This window comes from Brasilonema angustatum, assembly GCF_059505445.1.
In genome coordinates, this window is the sequence record NZ_JCACKO010000089.1 from 1 (window position 1) to 19,179 (window position 19,179).

The window sequence follows — 19,179 nt, forward strand, 5'->3', positions numbered from 1 at the left end:
GTATTCACAATGCTTCTAGTACCGTTCCAGCCTCGTAAATTGGCAAAGGTATTGTCATTAACAAGGTCAGTTATCCGAATTAGTGATACTGCGCTGTTCAACCTCAATGGCTGCTAAAAACGTACTGAGGGCGTCAATGATATAATTGCTTTCCTTCATCGCACGAGCCGCCTCTTCTCTAAAAACGCTATGGGTGACTTCAAACTCTTTTATTAAAGTGGCTTTATCTTTCCGAGCTACTAGATCTCCCAGACGGTTATAGGTGCTAGTCAGCCAGCCAATGGTTTTTCGGCGATCTTCTGAAGCTAATAAAATGTCTACATATAAAGATGAATCTTGCGCGAACAGACGGCTGACGATGTCAATCTCTAAGCGGTAAATTGGGCTAGAGAACTCTAGAGTACGACCGATGTCAATTCCGGCTTCCGCCATAAAAACACCGAGGCTAAACGTACAAAAGTGGCGAATTGCCTGAATACCAATCATTATCTGGTCGTGTTCTTCGGGAGTACATGCAATCAGTTTCCCACCCTTCATCTTTATAAGATCCAAAAACCATTGAAATGCATTATCCTCACGACCTGGACAGACCACAATTTTTTGAGATAAGAATGATTTAGTAGTCGGACCAAACATGGGATGTAAGCCCATTACAGGTCCGGAATGGTACTCAAGCATAATTTGTACTATTGATGTCTTAATGCTAGTAATGTCAGCTAGTGCACTAGTTGGAGCAAGGTATTTAGATAATTTTCGGATTACATCTGCCGTAAATTCAGTGGGAACGCAAACTAAAACTAGCTCTGCCTCACCTAACAGTCTACCTGCATAATCCCAGTCATCTTTTTCAAGAATACTGACATCGTGTCCTGCGACAGATAACTGAGAAGTGAAGAATTGGCCCATTGCACCGCGTCCGCCAACCACGGTAATTCGTCGCGGCTCGAGGCTATCTAAAGAAGTGTCTGCACTATCAAGGGTTGCGACACAAGCTGTGACTATGTTTTCCCAAACAAAATCAGGAACACCATGCTGAGAAAGAAGTGATGTATATTCAGAAATTTGTTCCTGTATGGAAAGAGGTTTTAACTCAGATAGGACTGATATTCTTTCTGCTAAGAGCTTGATCAGCTTATGGTCAATTTCTCTAAGTTTATTTTGCATATAGCAATTTTCAATGAGTTTTACATTCACTCGTTAACTTATGTCGTTGGTCTAGTTATTGCTGGCGATACGCTTCGCGTCAAGCCTCCGGCTTATCGCCTGTGACAGTTGCGTAAGTCCTGTTAGGAATACTCTTGTTTAGTTAGCATAAGTATCTGTTCTAATTCACACCATTTGTCTTGCTCAACTAGCTCAATTATTCTATCCAGATTATAAAGATTTTCCCGGAGTAATTGTAGCAATTCAGCATGATTGAACTGGCGAAAATACTTATTTTCTTCTAAATAGTAGTTTTGCTTGTCAAGCAAATCATGGAATTGGGAAGACATCAACTTTTGACAGGTTTGTTTTATTGTTTTATTCGGTTCATTTTCATTTAGATAAGTTGCAATAGAAGTATAACTGGCGACCAAGGGTAGATGAGAGAACAGGGCGATCGCACGGTCGTGAACTTCTGGACTGTAATAATCTACCTGACACTCCAGTGAGCATAATATCTTTGCTACAGTATTGACAGCGATAGTAGGGGTATTCTCGAGTGGCGTGAGGACATAAGTCATTTCTCTAAAAAAATGAGGTTGGGCTGCGGCAATACCCCGTTGTGTCACACTTGTGGTTATAATAGGGTGCCCTCCAACGAAGTTACTCCACAACGAGGTGATTGTTTTGACAATATAAGTTTTGACAGAACCTACATCTGTTAAGATTGTTGAAGGATCAAGCTGAGGGATGAGTCGCTGCACAGTTGGTAGGATCGCATCTAAAGGCGTGCAGATGAATATGACATCCGCATCTGTAAGTAAAGCTAAGTTTGTATCCACACGGTCTACTACACCGTACCTGATTGCATCCTGACAAGTTTGTTCTCGACGACTAACTCCTATAACTTGATGTCCTAGGCGGCGTAGACCTAATCCTAAAGAGCTTCCTACCACGCCAAGTCCGACAATACCAATATTCATTAACAATTCCTTCAATATATATCAATACTTTGAGATGTGATCAATTCTTTTGTCTGACACAGCAGACATAGTATTAAAGGCAAAACACAGATAAACTTATTAAAAAAGCCGCCACAAAATAGGCGGCAGAGTCTAATACTTATTGGCGGAAATGTACCATGTCCCTACCAAGGATTTTTACGAACGCAAAATTAATTTTCACCAGATGTTTAATGTTATAAGAGACTTAAAGCGACTGAGTGAAAATTCAGTTACTGCTGTCATCCTCTTCTCAAGAATGCAAATTACAGCGCAACTACTTTTATAGAAGGTTTCTCCACAGTGTTCAAATACACCCTCTCTTTTTTACCCTCCTGCTCTAGCTCAAGGACGAACCTGTAATTGTATACACCAGGCTTCAAGGTGCTTAATACCGCCCCTGCCCAATAATAATACACAGGACAATAAGGCGAACGCATCATGTCTGGACCACCGTAAATCTTCATCTCAGTACAGACTTTGGCCTCAGCAAAATCATCATAGTCGCCTTCTTGATCGTCCAGAAAAACAATATTATTGATCTTTGGCATGGGCGGCCATGTACCGTCTGGTCTTTTTTCCATATCCATAGGATAGATGATCCAATTGAGAACCTGCCCTGGCTTACAGATGGTTTGCAAAGAAGCCGTTCCCTGCCCTGTGCCACCCACGCTATTGTCCATCATGTAAAGGGCGTCTTTGAGCGTTCCGGTTCTGACAGCTTTATGAAGGTCAACAATTGTGATTATGTTGAGCTGCACTGAATTGAGCTGCCCTGGATTTTGCTTTTTTAGAGTGGGTGTATCTGCCATAGTTTTTCTCTTGTTAGTTGAACAATTTATGATTCTCCATCAGTGCGGTCACAAAACGTGACCACCAAGACATCAAATCTGCTTTTTAAACACTTAAGTATCTTTAACCACGAATGAGATAGAGAGGAGAAGACGTAGAGATCGACTCTGCTCGAGTGCCTACTTTAAATTTGATGTTATAGGGGACGGATTTGACTTCTTTTTTAACTGTAGCGATCCAGTATGAGACATCAGTACCTTCATAAGTCTTCTTTTCCGGCTCGCAGTAGTTCTTGTCTATGACGATCTCATCGATGGCCGCATAGGCTTCGCATTCCAAGAATATGACCGTCCAAACCAATCGATCTCCTGGCTGCACCGAAGTTTTCAGATTCTCTGTACCTTGATTTGTGGAGCCTTCCTCTGTATTGGTGTCCATAAAATAGACTTGTCCTCTCAAAGAATCTGTCGCCAGGACTCCAACGACATCTATTACAGAGGCGATTGTGATAGTTTTTGGCTCTAAAGCCTGTGTTTTTTGTATTGTTCTTGTCGGCATAACCTGTCTTCTTTGTCTAGTTTGTAGAAAATTAAGCAGTTGACTAAATCATGGGGATCGGGAGGAATCCAACACCTTTACCAGTAAACCCATTAACCTTAGGTTTATTGCTAATTTTGAGATACGCTTCACACGTCATATGCACTGGTACCCATGCCCATTCTTCATTTACGCGGGAGAGCTTGTATAGTTGCACATCCATGGTGTAGGCGTAGGTTCCAGGTCTACTCGTATCGACAGACGCGGCCCAGTACCAGCCGTCTGTCACCATATCAGGAGAACCATATGCAGCCGGATAAATTATGTTCTTATCGACTGCTTCACCACTGATGCCCGTAATGATCGGATTCAGAGAATTGATCTGAGGGATTTTTTCTTCTTCAGAGTCATCAGGGATACAGTCATCATTCATGATTTCACCCGTGACATCCATAATTTTCTGCCCAACAACCCCAAGGTCGTTTGTCGTATCCTGAAATTTATTCTGGACTTTAGTCTTGATCCCCGTATTTTTCGAGATCCTTTTTAGTTCCGCTAAGATAGAATCGACGTCTGTGAATTCGTCATTGTCGGTCATTTCAATTTTATCGGCGAGTGTCTTGAGATCGTCGATAGCCCCGAGATCACTATTTCTCGATTTGTCTGCGAGAAAGGTTTTAGGAAGGGTTGGCGGAAGAGAACCAACGCCATAGGGCAACCAATTCAACACTTGCTCATTCGCCTGGGAACCATCACTAAAATGACTCCCATTAATCGCGGAAATCAATTTGCCAGTTCCTATATTTTCCGACCCTTGCAATTTCATATTGTCGAATAGGTAAGTATGACCTTCCAATGTGTTGGCTTCTACAGCTGCGTTCACATCGATCATCAATATTATTCCAAGCTGTTGGCTCATAAAGTTTCTTTTCCTCCTGAGTTAAAGTTTATTTTCACTCTCGAACTAGCTACGTCAAGCTGCCCATAAAGTGCCGCTCCCGTTAGCGTTGTTTGTTTGCTTACGGTTAAATTCGCTTCAAAGAAGGTGTATCCACGTGCATAATACTGTTCTTGCCTTCATACATCTGAAGCTCTAACCTGTAACGATACTCCACACCTGGTACCATGTAATATGGCACAATTCCGGACCAAACATTCAAATGAAGCTCGTCGCTTTCAAGGTTCCCACTGTCAACTGAGGGCTGGCTAACAACGCTACCGTCTGGACGAATAAAAGTAATACTTCTGATTGCCGCAGGTGTCTGCAAATCAAGCGCTAAGATTGTCCAAGTTATAGTCTGTCCGGGATAACATAAAGTACACAAGTTAGGTGTTCCTTGATTGCTACTACCATACGGACTATCGTCCATCATGCAAAGGTTGCCATTTAGCAGCGTTCCACCGGAAAGCGATTCAATGACATCAACAACACTGAATATGCTGATTTTTGATTCCATAATTTTCCTCCTGTTGTTTTACTTAAAAACTTTTCTCCAATCAAAGGAATATGTTTGGGAGAAACTCTGACAAAATCAAAAGCGCTTATTTAAGGGTCTTGGAGTATTTTGCAACACTTATTGACAGCAGTATCAACAACAATACACGCCAAGCGCTGCAAAATGCTCATATTATCCGTTCAGATCTCGGTAAAAATTTAGCGCTCAGCCCATCTTTTTTATGACTCATGCATTGTACAAATTGATCACCTTTTTTATGAAGTAGACTCGGTTTTTTCAGCTTTCGGTGATCAACTTCAGATCAATAGTTTAAGTCTAGTGAACCGCATACATTGCTAAAACATTGTGGGACAATCAGGTAGAAGCACTAAAGACAATATTAGATGTTTGGGATTTACTGTCAATGCGTCAAATATTAAAATGTTCCGAACTTGTCAATTTGCAACCTACTCTATTCCATATAAACTAGGGATTTAGGATTGCTTGTCATGATTTCATTATACAATGAAAGTTCCTCAATAATTAACTGAGTTTTAAAAAACATCTCTGATCAAAGGAACCTTGCCTACTTGAGTTCTATAAATCTCGTCAGACCACTTTTTCACGAGTTTTATTTCAAAGTTATACCCACTCATATCAATGTAATAAGGATTAGCTTCACCTTGATTAAATATAGATAAAGAGTTAGTTAAAGCTTGAACAAACAAATTCCTTCTCCCTAGCACTCCTAGCATATTTTCCATTTTGACAAACAAAGTGTTCACATCATCTACCGAAGCAATTAGTTGCAAAACTTTCTTTGTGCGATAATTTAAAAACTGAATTTCGTGAGCCAACGCTTCCAAATCAAAAACACCAGTCTCTTTGAATGAACGGCACAGGGAAGCGTAAGCCCGAGGAGCAGAGTATTGTGTGTCGCCAAGGTGAATAATATCCCCACTACGACCTGAAAACTCGAATTGTTGGGTCTTCGGTCCTGGTCCGTCTAAATTGGGGCGACGGATCATCCTGTCTCCCGATTTAAACCTCGGAAACGGTACTTCATGGCCATGAAGTCGAGTCACAACCAACTCACCTTCTTCGCCTTCAGCAACCCAACGTCCCTCCTCATCTACAATCTCAATCAGATGCAGCCCTGGAACAGCAGCCAAATAAGGAGATTCTGGCTTCAACTGCAAGCCAATAGCTTCGTTTTGAACCGTAGCAAAGTAGCTCAAAATTTCTAAATTGGGATAAAGCTCTTTTAGCTCAACTTGCTTGCGAAGTGGTATTACCCCACTACCGTACATTGCTACGCGGAAACTTTTTCTTGCTTCTTCATGCAAGCCAATGCCAAGATCGCTCAGGATAGCGATTCCTGCCGAAATTGCCATAATCGCTTTCGGTCCCTCATACGACATTATGTGTTGAAAGACTTCTTTCATGACCGGACCTGCGCCAAGATAGTTGATACCTGGGATGTGCTGCAAAACACCACCAACCATCGTTCCGCTACTCCACATCTGAAAATCTGCCAACGTGGTAGCAACCCACTTCGGATGATCTCCTGCTAGGTAATCACCTAACATATATTCGCCGATGAATTCTCCCGCAATTTTATAAGTGTCTTGTAACTCTCGTAAGGAATAAACCATTTCAACAGGCAAGCCACTACTGGTTCCACCACTGGCAACAATTTCAAAACCGCCATAGCTTAAAGGGACGACCATACCTGGTCTAGACCCCATAAAAACCTCACCCATGACACTTTTATCAGAGATAGGCATTTGCTGCCACTCCTCGAAATTGCGGGGAGTTCCCTTCAACTCTGATTGCTCAATACGTTCTTTCCAAAAAGGATTGAGCATTAAAGTATTTGTCATTTGTTGCAAACGGCGCAACACTAAAGCATTTTGAATAGAGTGGTCAATTTCACTGTATTTCGTCTCGCAAAGGCTTTCGCATTTCTTCATTTTTTCAAAGAATGAAGGCAGTTTTACCACTTCATCAATTGATTTCGGCTCCAACTCATTAGGTGGAATTAACCGATTAACCAACTCTTCAGGAGATATAGAAATTGATACCGATTTAGTTTGAGTCATGACATTTCTCTTCATTTTTTGGGTTTTGTATTTAGTCATCAAATTTTTTGCTTGGTGAGTAATTCTTGTCCAGTTTTTCTGATTTCACTCAGTAACATACGGAAGTGATCAGTATCGATCTGATGATTCATAAAAACGACGCGCAAGGCTCCGATTCCATCAATATCAACTTTCGAGATGAAGAATTTTCCTGCTTCTCTAAGCCGATTTCTAATTGCAACCTGAAAATCAGGAAACTCTCTCTCATACAAATTTGAGGGTAGATAACGAAAGCAGAGAATGTTAGCTTCTGGTTGATGAAGCGTCTGGAAATCCGGTTCATCTTTCAGTATTCGATAAGCTTGCTCGGTTAACTGACACAGATATTCAATCTTGTCAGCAAACAACGCTTTTCCATAAAGCGCCCATAATACCCACAGGTTCATGATCAGCGGTCTTTTTGTACACTCAAAATTCTGTTGTGCACTATCGAACTCAGTATAAAGATCTGGCTCTTTTTCGAAGACATAACTGGCATTCTGACGGAAGGCTCCATAGCTCTTTTCTTTGTTCTTGTAGAAAAGAAGGGTACACACCGCAGGCAAAAACATCATCTTGTGTGCGTCCCAGACAAAGGAATCTGCTTTTTCAATTCCTTTCAATTTGTAGCGCAACTGATCACAAACTAGTAGGCTAGCACCGTGAGCGCCATCGATATGAAGCCAGAGATTTTTCTCTTTAGCTATCTCCGCTAGTTCTTCAATCTGATCAAAAGCTCCCACTGACGTGGTTCCTGCAGAAGCCACCAGACAGAAGACCTTCAACCCTCGTTCCTCTGCCGCTAATAGCGTAGGTCGCACTTTCTCTATACAAATTTGCTTTTCTCGGTTAATAGGCAAGCGGACGATCTGCTTCTCTCCAATTCCCAATATGCCCACAGCCCGACAAACACTGTAATGTGCATCCTCACTTATAGCGATCGCCGGACGATATTGCCCTTCTACTCCAGAAATCCCTTCAGACCAAATCTGGGGAAACTTATCATTCCTAGCTGCCAAGAGGGCTGTCAAATTACCTAGTGTTGCCCCGGAAGTCGTTACCATAGCAAAACGCTCTGGCTCCCAACCAATGAATCGGTTCAACTCATCGGCCATAATACGCTCAACCACGTTCGGCAACTGTCCGGCTTCATAAAACGACGACGGCTGATTCACAATCGAGCTGATAAAATCAATAACACCTGCCAAGGGAATCACACCGGAAAATTGTCTCCCCATATACCCTGGCGAATGAACTTGTATCCCGGTTTTAATATACAAGTCAATAATCTCCCCTAGCTTTTCTTCATCTAAGGAAGCAATGCACTCGTGTTCCTCAGTCATCAAATCCTTTGCCGCTTGTAACAGCTCATAAGGATTGGTCAGCGCCAGACCCCGTATTGAGGAGTCTGCCAAATATTTTTCCAATTTAGAGATAACAATCTCTGCATTTTTCCGAAACAACTTCGGAGCAAAAACATCGCGCTCCAGCTCTGTTCGTTTCTCAGTATTTAGCTCTTGATCGAAAGAGTCTAAACTGATTCCGATAAAATCTGTACTGGATAAATACATTAAATAGTCTCCTGAGCGTTACAGCCGTCTAAGTAAGTCGGCGGGAAAAATTCTAACTATGTAACGAAAGATAAAGAATTCTGACTGGAGTGAAATTTAACACGCTGTGTACGGTAGTTCCCTCTTTCTCTTCTAGCTTGAACACCATCAATTACTGAATAAGCTAGGTCTAACTCATCGTCAAACATTTTTCCTGCTAGTTCGTTTTTTTTGAGATGTTGCCATTCCAGTTCAATTGGATTCATCTCAGAACAATATTTAGGTAGGTTGAGCAATCTTTGGGCCTCTTGGGTGGCGGCGAAAAGCTCTCAATAATTTTTACTCGATAGCCTGGTAGCAAATCAGGCATTGTTGCGTTCAGATGCCGAATTGTAGCTTCCATTTGTCCAGCGACCTCTCTGACTAACTCCCCATTGATAGTCGGTTCGATACCATTGATTTTGTTGTAGACCGAGGTAACTCAAACACCTATTTCTTCAGCAGATGCTTGGTGGGCTGCATGTACTGATGGGTGGACTCCGCAGACGACAAGGCGAATCTTATTGACGACTGTGGAGAATAATAACTCGCGAGTGTACTGGGTTTTTGTACTACGTTCAAACAGTTCATCCAGAATTTGGGGACATAACGCTTTTTCTAAAAGCCCACGAACCATCACGGAAACTGGACTTTCTTTTATAAATCGCTCAAACACCTGCCAAGCGCAACATTTCTCTTCTCCACCCAACAAAGTTTCACCTATGCATGAGCAAACTACAAATCAAGCCATTACACAACACCTTGAAAGGGCTAGTCCTAAAGTTGAAGTTCAGGGTTTTGCATATGTGACACTAGCGTAAATTCTGTTAAAATAAAAGCGCAACTTTGCAGCAGAACTGACAGTTGTGCCCAAAGATTGATCGCAAAAGGTATTGATAAACTCCTACTCACCTTACACTGGTGGAAGATTACCTATCTCCTTTATCTTCTTTCTTGGCTTAAGCGGTTTTTTATAGCGATAATCTTCTGGTGAGAAAGAAGTAATCACTTTTGCTAAACAGCTCAAAGGGTGAGTGCTGCGTCAGTCGGCACAACTTTTGCATATGCAAAGGCGAGTGCTGACATAAAAGAACAGTGAACTTCTAAAGCGGGTGTTATATGACCATAAAATTCAAGATTTCTAGCTGCACAGGCATCGTGAGCAACAGTACACTCAAACTCAAAGTCGTTAGCAGCACGAGTCGTTGCGTCTATACACATATTACTCATTGCCCCACAAATCACCAATTTTTTAACCCCGGCATTATGTAAATCATTAAGAAGAGTAGTCTGACGAAAACTATTTGGGTACGCCTTTTGAATAATCTTTTCATCTCCTCGGGGTTGAACCGATGGATGAATCTCAGCACCATGAGTTCCTGCAACGAAAAACGGTGCATTAGGATCTTTGGCAATGTGTTGAACATGAAAAATTGGGTGATTCCTCTCACGAAAAGCTGCAAGCAATCTCGCTGCATTTAGCGATGCTGCATCCATTCCGACAAGTTCCCATTTCCCAAGTGGGAAATAATCTACCTGAATATCAATTAGAATTAGTGCGGTTTCCATGACATAATATCCCAAAAAAACTCAAATCCAACTCTCTTGTAACATGAAAACAACCACAATTCTCACTAACATTTATCCAAATATGAAAAACAAAGTAATAATATTATTTTATCGAAGAATAATATTATTGTTTTTCTTATGACAGGAACTTAGTGATATTTCTGATCAATTGTTACTGCACTACCTCCATTATGGATTTGTACCCCTAGTAGCCTAATTCATCCAGCAACTATGCAACGCCAAATTTCTTATCTAAAACTGTGTTGTTCTCATTGTGTAGATGCACCTAATATTCTCTCTTTCAGACATTTTTCAGTTACCTGATAGTTTTTATGCAGTTAATTTGATGATTCTAAACTGACAATATCACACTACTTATCCAATCATATCGACTGTTAAGTTTTTTAAATAGCTTTTTTCACATTTTGTCGGAAAACGTATAAGTGTAGTTTAAAAGATGTTCTCAATGTGAGTTTTCTCCCTTGATTAATAACCCAAGTTGCGGGTTATCTAGTTCAGACACATCACAAGGGGAGCGATTGCCTTCGGCAGAGCTTCGCTTAACGCCTACAACAAAATGGCGGATGCGCGTTAAATATTTTTCGGTTATTTAAATTAAAAAACTCATTCAACCGACGATTACACAGTCTCTCAATATTAATCAATGATTTGTTTCATCAAATAGAAATGATACTCAAAGAAATTAGTGATTCCACAGAATATCTTTTAGACTCATTTGCGTAAGTCCTGGTAGCATTACTTGCGTTTTTCCAAAATTAATACATGCAGTCACTTATGAGGAATTTTTACTTAAGCTGCAAGCATTTATTTTTGCTTTTACTCTTCAGCAAGCTTTTGTTAAATGAGTTTTTTAAACAACCTAAAAATATTTAAGTAATTGAAGACGAAATCAAGCTTAACCGTGGATGCGCTACGCTTAACGCCACTTTGTTGTAGGCGTTAAGCGAAGCTCTGCCGAAGGCAATCGCTCCCCTTTTGATGTGTCTGAACTAGATAACCCGCAACTTGGGTTAATATGATATATTCAGTACTAGCCCAAGATGCCTAAAACATGACCTAAATGAGGAGGCGGGTTCAGTGATAACCTCGAAGACCGTCGTAGGTGACAACTCTTTCAATGCGACAGATCGATTAGCTGTGATTAACCTCCTGTACAGCTACGGCTACTTCTTTAATGAAGCTAAATTAGAGGAATTCTCAGATCTGTTTGCAAAATCGGCATCAATAGAGCTAGGGCAAGGAAACAACAGGACTATCATGAATCTGTCCCAGTGGAGAGGATATATCTCAAGTCTGCAAGAGTTCTCTAAGCAACAGCAAATCCAGCCTAGGCATGTCCTGAGTGCACCCAGGTTCGACAGTCAAACCGATGATAAAGCGAGTGGACAGGTCTATTTGCAATTGTTTACTACGAAAAATGACACAACATCGTTGGTAACCACTGGTGTCTATGAATTTACAGCAGTTAAACAAGCAAATGAATGGAAGTTGAATCATTGGGTTGTAAAGCTGGACTCATCGCTCAATGGGGTAGTGGGCAGATAGCTGTCATGGAGCATTCTTGACAGGTTAAGATCATCAACAATTTGTCAATCTCACTGGCGATTATGTGTGGAATTTGAAACAGGCAACCAGTTTTGACAAGTTGCGACCTTTGCGGGTGAAGGAAAATAAATATCGCTGAAACGCTTGTTAGATAAAGGTTTCACCCTTAGCGTACAATTTTCCCGTTTTGGCACGGTGACGCCTTGTTGGATAGTGAATACGGATGTGCGCCATTTGTTTTGAAAACCGCTAATATTCGTGCTGATAAACTAGTGCGTTTGCGCTCAAATCTTTGTTTTTGGACTGCACCACCAGAATATTCAGGAAGAGGAAGACCTCGGCTTCATGGCAACAAATTTAAACTTAACGAATCTGACACCTGGATTGAACCTGCCCAAATAATTAACGTAAATGACTCAACATTGGGGTTATTACGAATTCGCGTGTGGCATGATTTACATTTTAGAAATGCAGCAAAACACTCAATATCAATTATTTTGGTTGAGCGTCTAAATGAGGATGGTTCCATTAGGGTGTTTAAACCTTTGTGGTTGGCATGGGTAGGAGAACAAATGTCCGCTTTAGATCAAGTGTGGCGACTTTATCTACGACGCTTCGCGGTTGATCATTGGTATCGATTTCTCAAACAACGTTTACATTGGACTGCTCCTAAATTTGCTACACCTCAACAGTGCGAACGGTGGAGCGATTTAATGCCAATGATTACTTGGGAGTTGTGGTTAGCCCGTGATATCGTGCATGATAACCCTCTACCTTGGCAAAAATCAATTGATACATTCACACCTGGAAGGGTTGCTCAGTCTATGGGGGGAGTTTTAGCGAGGATTGGCACACCTGCGAATCCTCCAAAACCTCGTGGAAAATCTCCTGGTTGGAAAACAGGTCAGCCACGTCAACGTAGAAACCGATGCCCAATTGTGAAAAAAGGTACTTCTAGACCTCGTAAGCAAGCCACGAAATCTGCTTAGTTTAAGTATCTTTTTGATTTTTTAGTGCAGACTTCTTTAACTCAGCATCGCTGGGTCGTTTTCCATGTCCTAGTCTAAAGTCCAGTAGAACAAATCTATGCGTAAAAGAACAAATTGATTTTGACTACTTGTGAGATTTTAAAAAACAGCGCCTTGGGTGCGATCGCCTCCGACGGGGCGTCCATAACCCAATACAGTTCAGTGACTAAATAAGTGACTTGACAAATTTTTCAAATCTATCCATTCCCTTTTCAATTGTTGCCATATCGGTGGCGTAGGAAAGGCGAATATTGTCATCACCAGCAAAGGCGATTCCAGGAATAACTGCTACTTGCTCTTTTTCTAGCAACTTGTTAGAAAAATCCAGAGATTTTAGTCCTGTTTTGCTAATGTCGGGAAATAGGTAGAAAGCGCCGTCTGGTTTTGGACAAGTCAGCCCAGGAATAGCGTTAAGTCTTTCATACATGACTTCTCGTCGTTTGGCGAAAGCTTGTAGCATTTCTTCGACACAATCTTGCGAACCTTCCAAAGCTGCGATCGCCCCATATTGAGCAAAGGTACAAACATTCGACACACTATGGCTTTGGATAGTAATTGTTGCTTTAATCAAATCAAGTGGTCCTGCCAAATATCCGATGCGCCATCCTGTCATGGAGTAAGCTTTGGCAAACCCATTGCTGATAATAGTTCGCTCAAAAATCTCTGGTCCTAGCGAACCAATGCTGACCTGTTTGGCACCATCGTAGAGAATCTTCTCATAAATTTCGTCGGAAACGACAAGAATGTCAGTCTCAACGATAATTTGGGCGATCGCCTGAATTTCCTCTGGTGTGTAAACCATACCAGTCGGGTTAGATGGCGAGTTGAGGATAAAAAGCTTTGTCTTGGGCGTAATCGACTTACGCAACTGTTCTGGTGTAATTTTGTAACCTGTCGAAACATCTGTGGGGACAATCACAGACACTCCACCAGCAAGCGTCACCATTTCCGGATAACTTAACCAGTAGGGCGCGGGGATGATGACTTCATCTCCTGGTTCAATCAGCGCCAGTATTAAGTTAAACAGAGAATGTTTCCCACCGTTGGTAACGATAACATTTTCTGCTTTGTAATCAAGACCATTGTCAGTTTTTAACTTGCGAGCAATGGCTTCTCTTAACTTTGGTTCCCCAGATGCAGGTCCATACTTGGTTTTACCTTCGTCCAAAGCTTTCTGTGCAGCAGCTTTGACGTGCGCTGGACTATCAAAGTCCGGTTCTCCAGCGCTAAAACTACAAACATCAATTCCTTCTGCCTTCATTGCCTTAGCCTTGGCTGTAATAGCTACGGTTATAGAATGTGCTACTTGACTTACTCGTTGCGCCAGCTTCATGTCATTCGTTTGGTAAACTTCTGAGTTGCTTTACAATATCAGTAGACTCGCTCTCTGTAGCTTTTTGTAGAGATGAAAGAGTCAATTTTTTCAGCCAATATTACAACACACCACTTTCATCGTTTCATATTTTGCGCTTTTTCAAAATATGATAACTATTTCTTATGAATTGAGTATTTTATAATACTTACTTTTCTGTAGTTATTTGTGGGTAATACCTGCGGCGTGCGTCGCGATCGCCCTTTTTGGAAAACTTTTTGGTTTACTGGTTATTGGCTTTTTTGCATCAGCTTTACGCGCACATGTGGGTCATGAAATTGCCTATCCTTCCCTTATTCCTTTTTCCGTGACCTGAATCCTTACCAAAAAACCATAGTACACCGTTTCCATATAATTTTTTTCAGATCAAATTTATAAATTTATTTTTTAGAAAAATATTTCACATTTCTTCAAAAATCTTGAATATTGTTAACATTTCTTCAAAAATCTTCAATCACCTTACAAAACGTGGGCTAGGAATTGCACCATTACGCTAGTGTTTCCTAACTCTGGTTATTGTAACGTTACGATAACCAGAGGAATTCAAGAATTAGCTCTAACAAACTTGTAAGTAAAAGCCAGTGAAGCCTGGTAAGAAGTAACACTTGTCCCAATCCTGTTGACAATAAAAAGCACTTGGTTAGGGTTGGTTACGTACTGATAAATATTATTGCTCACCCTTTTATAGTTACCGATGCCAGTGCCATTGGCATCTCCAGTATCTAGCGTGGTAGCTGTCCCCGATGTATTTGTCCATTGCAGAGTAAACGTTAAGTAATTGCTGGAATTGCTGGTTCCTGCCCGTGGAGATAGCATAGCCACATAACTTTCTAGCCACAAAGTTGTAGTGCCAATAGGGAAAACTTTTGATATTTGCAGTGGGAAAGTTGCGGAGTTGGAGGGGAAAGCTACGTCGAAGGTGACGGGCTGCGATCGCCAAACATTAGCCCCTCCTCCATCAAACTCCCAAGGTTGGGGAGCGTAACTTGGCTCAAACCATAAATCCTTGTCACCTGGGTTACTTGGCAAACTAGCGCCAATCGACAATCCTTTACCAGCAAACTTTTGAGTTTGCAAAGTTGAATTAACAAAATCCATCTTCATAGGTTAACCCGCAGCGACTAATGTCCACGTACCTGTTAAAGTTTGCCCAGCAAAATTAAACGTCATTGTATTTGCATTAACTGTGTTTGGCTGTATTAAGACACCATCGCCATTATTATCCCATACTGACCAAAGCAGTGGTTTCCGTCCCAGTCCATGTGCCCATGTATAAACGCCACTGCTCAAGCTGGCGTTAGTGATGTCTTGAGTGACTATGCTCACCACTGCCTTCTCAGCACCTGCTAACCCTGACATAAACTTTTGAGTTGTTTCACTCCAGTAGAAACGCGCAGTCGCCAACGTCCCACGATTAACTTCTATTCCTCCATCTTCTGTAGGGTTAGAACCTGTAAAATTTGAGTTCAGTCTGATAATGTTATCAGCTATCTCTACTTGCTCAGAGTTGACAATAGTTTGTGTCCCTTGCACCGTAAGGTTATAGCAGATGATATCAGCAAGTCCAGTGTTAGCAAGGTTCCGTACTGCCATTGCACCAGACATATCTACAATGCGAAATCCTGTGCCCGTGTTATTGACCGCAAAGGATGCGCTACTAGTACCTGTGTCAGTGTTTTGAACGTGAAACCGAGAATCATTACCCGCTGCTACTGTTGTACCAGTTGTCCCAACTGGCAATCTCGCTATAGCAAAAGTTCCCGAAGTAATCTTTCCTGCATCTAGCGCAGGAATATCAGAGCTATCCAGCGTTCTAAAGGTAGGAGCGCCAGTGCCACTACTGGGTGCTGCAAGTACCGTATTTTGAGCTTGATTTTTCCACGCGATCGCAATGCTTCCGTTAGTTGTTACTGGCGAACCAGTGACGTTAAATTCGGATGATGGCGCAGTAACTTCAACACTTGTGACTGTGCCTCCACCAGTAGCGATTGTTGCCCACTCCAACGTGGTTGCTGAACTTGCTCTTAATACTTGCCCAGACGTAGGTGCAGAAGTTGGTACGGCTAAATCTATATTCTGGGTTAAACCTGTGGCGCGAATAATGAGCGAGTATGCGCCACTCAATATTTGAACGATTGCCTGTTTCACAGGGTAATCCTCTACAATACGCTTATATTATTATCTATTGCTTTTGGTTATGGTAACTTTACGATAACGAGGTATGACAGCAGTACTGCATTTAACAAACAATGAGCACCCAGGTAGAAGATATGCCATAGAGCAAGGTGCAAACTTTCGCAAAGTGACATTCATGCTTGACAGGGATTTGACTGGGTGGACAGTGAGAGGTGAAATCCGGACAGACTACAGAGAGAACAACGGCTTGGTTATTGCTGAGTTTGATTTTGACCCATTAGAGTATAAGCCAGTTGTCATTTGTGGGATGGCGGTGCAGCGATCGCTTGTAATCCCGACTCTATCATCAAGCGTGACCACCTCAATGGGTACGGAATGGGTGAGCAGACGCATGACGCAAAGACGCAATGCAAGTGATCAACCACAAATCGGGAGAAACGTTTGGGTGTATGATGTAGCGGCTTTTACAACTGGTGAGCGGATGCGAATCTCACAAGGGTTTCTAGAAGTAGATTTGGAGGTCACGGCATGAGGCGCTTAACGTGCGATCAATCTGTCCAGCCCATATCACAAATTGCAGTAACGTCTGATGACAACACTGAATACATCGAGATAGTAGATAATACAACGCTTATTCAAGTAGGAGCAGGGAGCGGTGGCAATGGTTCCCTTGTTGATTACCGCATGGGTTTTACCCAGGCAGATCTTGTTGGAGATTTAATCCCAGTCCCGCACAATTTGCTGGCGTCAGATGGAGTTGTATCTATAACCCTGGTAAACAATGATATGGAGGAAGTAGAGCCAAGCAACGTAATTTTTATTAGCGAGAATATTGCACACGTATCTTTGGAAGGATATACGCCAATTCCTGAGACTTGGTACATTAGAGCATTATGAGAGAAAAAGACATTGTTTTAGTTTTAGAAAACCTCAACTACTATAGTGGCGAGGGCTTTTGGAATACCGCAATATTGCCAAAAATCGATGAAATAACCGAGTCAGATCGCAAGGTAATGGCGCGGGTAAAACGTTTATTTCAGGTATCAAATAAGTGTCGTGAAGTGGTAGTGCGCCATCGTAATGCACTTTATGGGAACGCGCCAACTTGGTACATTGTGAATCAAATGGGTGAGCGCGACAGTAGTTCGGTGGGGAAAAATCTGGGTGAGACTTTGCGTAGGTTGCAAGCGCAATGGCTCCGCATGAGCATTGGTCGTTACACCTGGCACACTGACCCTGTAGCAAAAGCGATAGATGATGCGCTTATAACTGGTTACGGTTACTTAAGAATATGGAGTCCTGCGAAGTATGCCAATAGCCCTAATCTTTTACAGCGCGTTGGCTTGCATTCTCCAAACCCTGACTCAGTTAACCTTGTGCTTGACGATGACGGGTTTATTGACCGGATAGAGTACTTTTTTTCAAAGGATGAAAAAAGCTATATAGAAGTTCAAGAACTGGATGAGCAGGGACATACGGTTTTTCGCTGGGAAGATGAGGACGGTAAAACTGTCCCGATGGATGATTCTGGTACAGAGGAAATAAAGTTAAACCTAGGCGGACGTTTCAGTATCTTTGAGATACAGCGAGCACCACTTATCACTGAAACTGTGAAGCGATCGCAGAACGGGATTAACCACGCATTAACAATGGTGCCCACTAACATTGAGTTTGCGGGTTTCTTGTCCCATATAGTTCTTAACGGATTGCCTCCTGGGGAGTACCAGGACTTTGATGGCAGGGATGTTTTTATCCCTAAAGAAGAGTTGATCGCATCACCTGGTCGGACGGCTTTTGTTTCTGGGATACCTCAGTTTGACGAATCTGGGCGCGTTACTGGTTACACCACACCATCCATCACAAGCAATGATCCAGTAGATATCACTTCACTAGTAAATAGCTACAAGCTTTTCTGTAGCGTCATTTACGAGAATTGCAACCAAGGACATATACTGGGGCAAGACATGATAGTGTCTGGCATCTCGCGACAGCAGATGCGAGCAGATTTCAAAACAGCCTTATCCTTGGACAAAATAATGATAGAAGCAATCTTGGCGGATTGCTGGATGGCAGCTTTGCTTATGTTGATGCAAGGGCAAGCAAAGATTTTAAGCAATTATGATATTGCAGTTAATATCCTCTTAGATTTAGGAGCACCATCCCCAGAGGAAAGGAAAGACATCCGCGATAACTATGCAGCAGGACTTTTAAGTAAGCCAACGGCTATTAGTTTGCAAGGATACGTTGACAATGCTGAAACGGAGGTTGCAAATATTGAGAAAGATGCGATCGCCAACGTGGAAGCTGGAAAGGGCGCGGCTGATATACTAGACCTGAGTGAACACCAGCCTAAAGGCGAAAATCAGGAGGATGCAGCTTGAAGATATATTTAAAGCGCCTTTTTCACAAGATACGAGTTGGATAAAGTCATAAGCACAAATACTCAAATTCATTATTTCCTAACAATTTAAAACGGACTGAGATTAAGCATCTGATGAAGTTTTGAAGTCTAAAATCACCGAGATTACTGCGGTTCTAAAAATGTTAAGGACAATGATCGTACACAACCCAGGAAGACCGGGATCATAGACAGTATCAACAAATAAAATCTAATCAACTAATAGTAACTAAGAAAAAATAGCCGTGTCTTATTTCAATCATAGTAGTTGAAACACTTCATTTATCCTAACAATAGTTTAGACAGTACTCTTTGACTCAAAGTAAAATAGCACTTGGTTTTGGGTACATTCGGGTACAAATCTCTGCTAATCTACTGTTATCCGACTGAAAAATTACTTATAATCTAGATGGGGTAAGACTTATGACGAATTCTAAAACCACTGACACAACCGCAAATGTACCCAAAAGTACCCAGAAAATAGAGGGAGTA

At 41.8% G+C, this 19,179-nt stretch carries 18 protein-coding genes and 2 pseudogenes; 6 read left to right on the forward strand and 14 right to left on the reverse strand.

Annotation, left to right across the window (positions count from 1 at the left end; all coding sequences use genetic code 11):
• Positions 1-66 precede the first annotated feature (66 nt).
• From tyrA to AC5JM2_RS15965, 11 genes and pseudogenes are all read right to left on the reverse strand, one after another.
• Positions 67-1,194, reverse strand: coding sequence for a bifunctional chorismate mutase/prephenate dehydrogenase (gene tyrA / locus AC5JM2_RS15915; protein WP_495835845.1), 1,128 nt, complete (start codon positions 1,192-1,194; stop codon positions 67-69).
• 92 nt (positions 1,195-1,286) lie between these two features.
• Positions 1,287-2,126: a prephenate dehydrogenase/arogenate dehydrogenase family protein gene (locus AC5JM2_RS15920; RefSeq protein ID WP_495835846.1), complete on the reverse strand. Its 840-nt coding sequence runs from the start codon at positions 2,124-2,126 to the stop codon at positions 1,287-1,289.
• Between the two features lie 284 nt (positions 2,127-2,410).
• Entirely contained in the window at positions 2,411-2,956 is a 546-nt protein-coding gene (locus tag AC5JM2_RS15925) for a DUF8788 domain-containing protein (protein ID WP_495835847.1), read from the reverse strand.
• A gap of 103 nt (positions 2,957-3,059) precedes the next feature.
• Positions 3,060-3,494 (reverse strand): DUF8788 domain-containing protein, encoded by a 435-nt coding sequence (locus AC5JM2_RS15930; protein WP_495835848.1) that lies wholly within the window; start codon positions 3,492-3,494, stop codon positions 3,060-3,062.
• A 43-nt stretch (positions 3,495-3,537) separates the two neighbouring features.
• Positions 3,538-4,392: a DUF8788 domain-containing protein gene (locus AC5JM2_RS15935; protein WP_495835849.1), complete on the reverse strand. Its 855-nt coding sequence runs from the start codon at positions 4,390-4,392 to the stop codon at positions 3,538-3,540.
• Between the two features lie 106 nt (positions 4,393-4,498).
• Positions 4,499-4,930, reverse strand: coding sequence for a DUF8788 domain-containing protein (locus tag AC5JM2_RS15940; protein ID WP_495835850.1), 432 nt, complete (start codon positions 4,928-4,930; stop codon positions 4,499-4,501).
• 533 nt (positions 4,931-5,463) lie between these two features.
• A complete protein-coding gene (locus AC5JM2_RS15945) occupies positions 5,464-7,011 on the reverse strand; it encodes a phenylacetate--CoA ligase family protein (protein ID WP_495835851.1) in 1,548 nt (515 codons plus the stop codon).
• A gap of 38 nt (positions 7,012-7,049) precedes the next feature.
• Entirely contained in the window at positions 7,050-8,600 is a 1,551-nt protein-coding gene (locus AC5JM2_RS15950; RefSeq protein WP_495835852.1) for a pyridoxal phosphate-dependent decarboxylase family protein, read from the reverse strand.
• Between the two features lie 56 nt (positions 8,601-8,656).
• Positions 8,657-8,890: pseudogene (locus AC5JM2_RS15955) on the reverse strand (hypothetical protein); the annotation flags it as partial.
• A gap of 170 nt (positions 8,891-9,060) precedes the next feature.
• A complete protein-coding gene (locus tag AC5JM2_RS15960) occupies positions 9,061-9,330 on the reverse strand; it encodes a hypothetical protein (RefSeq protein ID WP_495835853.1) in 270 nt (89 codons plus the stop codon).
• 311 nt (positions 9,331-9,641) lie between these two features.
• Positions 9,642-10,187, reverse strand: coding sequence for a cysteine hydrolase family protein (locus AC5JM2_RS15965; RefSeq protein WP_495835854.1), 546 nt, complete (start codon positions 10,185-10,187; stop codon positions 9,642-9,644).
• A 618-nt stretch (positions 10,188-10,805) separates the two neighbouring features.
• Here AC5JM2_RS15965 and AC5JM2_RS15970 point away from each other — a divergent pair.
• The 3 genes and pseudogenes from AC5JM2_RS15970 to AC5JM2_RS15980 all read left to right on the forward strand — a co-directional run.
• Positions 10,806-10,925 (forward strand): annotated as a pseudogene (locus AC5JM2_RS15970) (IS982 family transposase); the annotation flags it as partial.
• A 360-nt stretch (positions 10,926-11,285) separates the two neighbouring features.
• Positions 11,286-11,753 (forward strand): nuclear transport factor 2 family protein, encoded by a 468-nt coding sequence (locus AC5JM2_RS15975; protein ID WP_495835855.1) that lies wholly within the window; start codon positions 11,286-11,288, stop codon positions 11,751-11,753.
• Positions 11,754-11,959: 206 nt separating this feature from the next.
• Positions 11,960-12,742, forward strand: coding sequence for a hypothetical protein (locus AC5JM2_RS15980; protein WP_495835862.1), 783 nt, complete (start codon positions 11,960-11,962; stop codon positions 12,740-12,742).
• 205 nt (positions 12,743-12,947) lie between these two features.
• Here the strand turns inward: AC5JM2_RS15980 and AC5JM2_RS15985 are convergent, their stop codons facing one another.
• From AC5JM2_RS15985 to AC5JM2_RS15995, 3 genes are all read right to left on the reverse strand, one after another.
• Positions 12,948-14,114: a pyridoxal phosphate-dependent aminotransferase gene (locus tag AC5JM2_RS15985; RefSeq protein ID WP_495835856.1), complete on the reverse strand. Its 1,167-nt coding sequence runs from the start codon at positions 14,112-14,114 to the stop codon at positions 12,948-12,950.
• A 582-nt stretch (positions 14,115-14,696) separates the two neighbouring features.
• Complete coding sequence (locus AC5JM2_RS15990; RefSeq protein ID WP_495835857.1) at positions 14,697-15,257, reverse strand: hypothetical protein; 561 nt, start codon at positions 15,255-15,257, stop codon at positions 14,697-14,699.
• A 3-nt stretch (positions 15,258-15,260) separates the two neighbouring features.
• Positions 15,261-16,301 carry a hypothetical protein gene (locus AC5JM2_RS15995; protein ID WP_495835858.1) on the reverse strand — a complete coding sequence of 347 codons (1,041 nt, stop codon included), beginning with the start codon at positions 16,299-16,301 and terminating at the stop codon, positions 15,261-15,263.
• A gap of 73 nt (positions 16,302-16,374) precedes the next feature.
• On the opposite strand from AC5JM2_RS15995, the gene AC5JM2_RS16000 reads away from it, so the two are divergent.
• From AC5JM2_RS16000 to AC5JM2_RS16010, 3 genes are read left to right on the forward strand one after another with little or no spacing between them, the layout of a single operon-like run.
• The gene (locus AC5JM2_RS16000; RefSeq protein ID WP_495835859.1) at positions 16,375-16,821 is read left to right on the forward strand and encodes a hypothetical protein; all 447 of its coding nucleotides are present in this window, start codon (positions 16,375-16,377) and stop codon (positions 16,819-16,821) included.
• Entirely contained in the window at positions 16,818-17,186 is a 369-nt protein-coding gene (locus AC5JM2_RS16005; RefSeq protein WP_495835860.1) for a hypothetical protein, read from the forward strand. The genes AC5JM2_RS16000 and AC5JM2_RS16005 overlap by 4 nt, the downstream gene beginning before the upstream one ends.
• Positions 17,183-18,670: a hypothetical protein gene (locus tag AC5JM2_RS16010; protein ID WP_495835861.1), complete on the forward strand. Its 1,488-nt coding sequence runs from the start codon at positions 17,183-17,185 to the stop codon at positions 18,668-18,670. Before AC5JM2_RS16005 ends, AC5JM2_RS16010 begins: the two co-directional genes overlap by 4 nt.
• Positions 18,671-19,179: the final 509 nt, after the last annotated feature.

What these genes read in the sequence shown, in the direction of transcription:
- AC5JM2_RS15950 (WP_495835852.1), bottom strand. Translation starts at nt 8,600, where the DNA reads ATGTATTTATCCAGTACAGATTTTATCGGAATCAGTTTAGACTCTTTC.
- AC5JM2_RS15920 (WP_495835846.1), bottom strand. Translation starts at nt 2,126, where the DNA reads ATGAATATTGGTATTGTCGGACTTGGCGTGGTAGGAAGCTCTTTAGGA.
- AC5JM2_RS15965 (WP_495835854.1), bottom strand. Translation starts at nt 10,187, where the DNA reads ATGGAAACCGCACTAATTCTAATTGATATTCAGGTAGATTATTTCCCA.
- AC5JM2_RS15940 (WP_495835850.1), bottom strand. Translation starts at nt 4,930, where the DNA reads ATGGAATCAAAAATCAGCATATTCAGTGTTGTTGATGTCATTGAATCG.
- AC5JM2_RS15935 (WP_495835849.1), bottom strand. Translation starts at nt 4,392, where the DNA reads ATGAGCCAACAGCTTGGAATAATATTGATGATCGATGTGAACGCAGCT.
- AC5JM2_RS16000 (WP_495835859.1), top strand. Translation starts at nt 16,375, where the DNA reads ATGACAGCAGTACTGCATTTAACAAACAATGAGCACCCAGGTAGAAGA.
- AC5JM2_RS16005 (WP_495835860.1), top strand. Translation starts at nt 16,818, where the DNA reads ATGAGGCGCTTAACGTGCGATCAATCTGTCCAGCCCATATCACAAATT.
- AC5JM2_RS15985 (WP_495835856.1), bottom strand. Translation starts at nt 14,114, where the DNA reads ATGAAGCTGGCGCAACGAGTAAGTCAAGTAGCACATTCTATAACCGTA.
- AC5JM2_RS15930 (WP_495835848.1), bottom strand. Translation starts at nt 3,494, where the DNA reads ATGCCGACAAGAACAATACAAAAAACACAGGCTTTAGAGCCAAAAACT.
- AC5JM2_RS16010 (WP_495835861.1), top strand. Translation starts at nt 17,183, where the DNA reads ATGAGAGAAAAAGACATTGTTTTAGTTTTAGAAAACCTCAACTACTAT.
- AC5JM2_RS15945 (WP_495835851.1), bottom strand. Translation starts at nt 7,011, where the DNA reads ATGACTCAAACTAAATCGGTATCAATTTCTATATCTCCTGAAGAGTTG.
- AC5JM2_RS15990 (WP_495835857.1), bottom strand. Translation starts at nt 15,257, where the DNA reads ATGAAGATGGATTTTGTTAATTCAACTTTGCAAACTCAAAAGTTTGCT.
- AC5JM2_RS15925 (WP_495835847.1), bottom strand. Translation starts at nt 2,956, where the DNA reads ATGGCAGATACACCCACTCTAAAAAAGCAAAATCCAGGGCAGCTCAAT.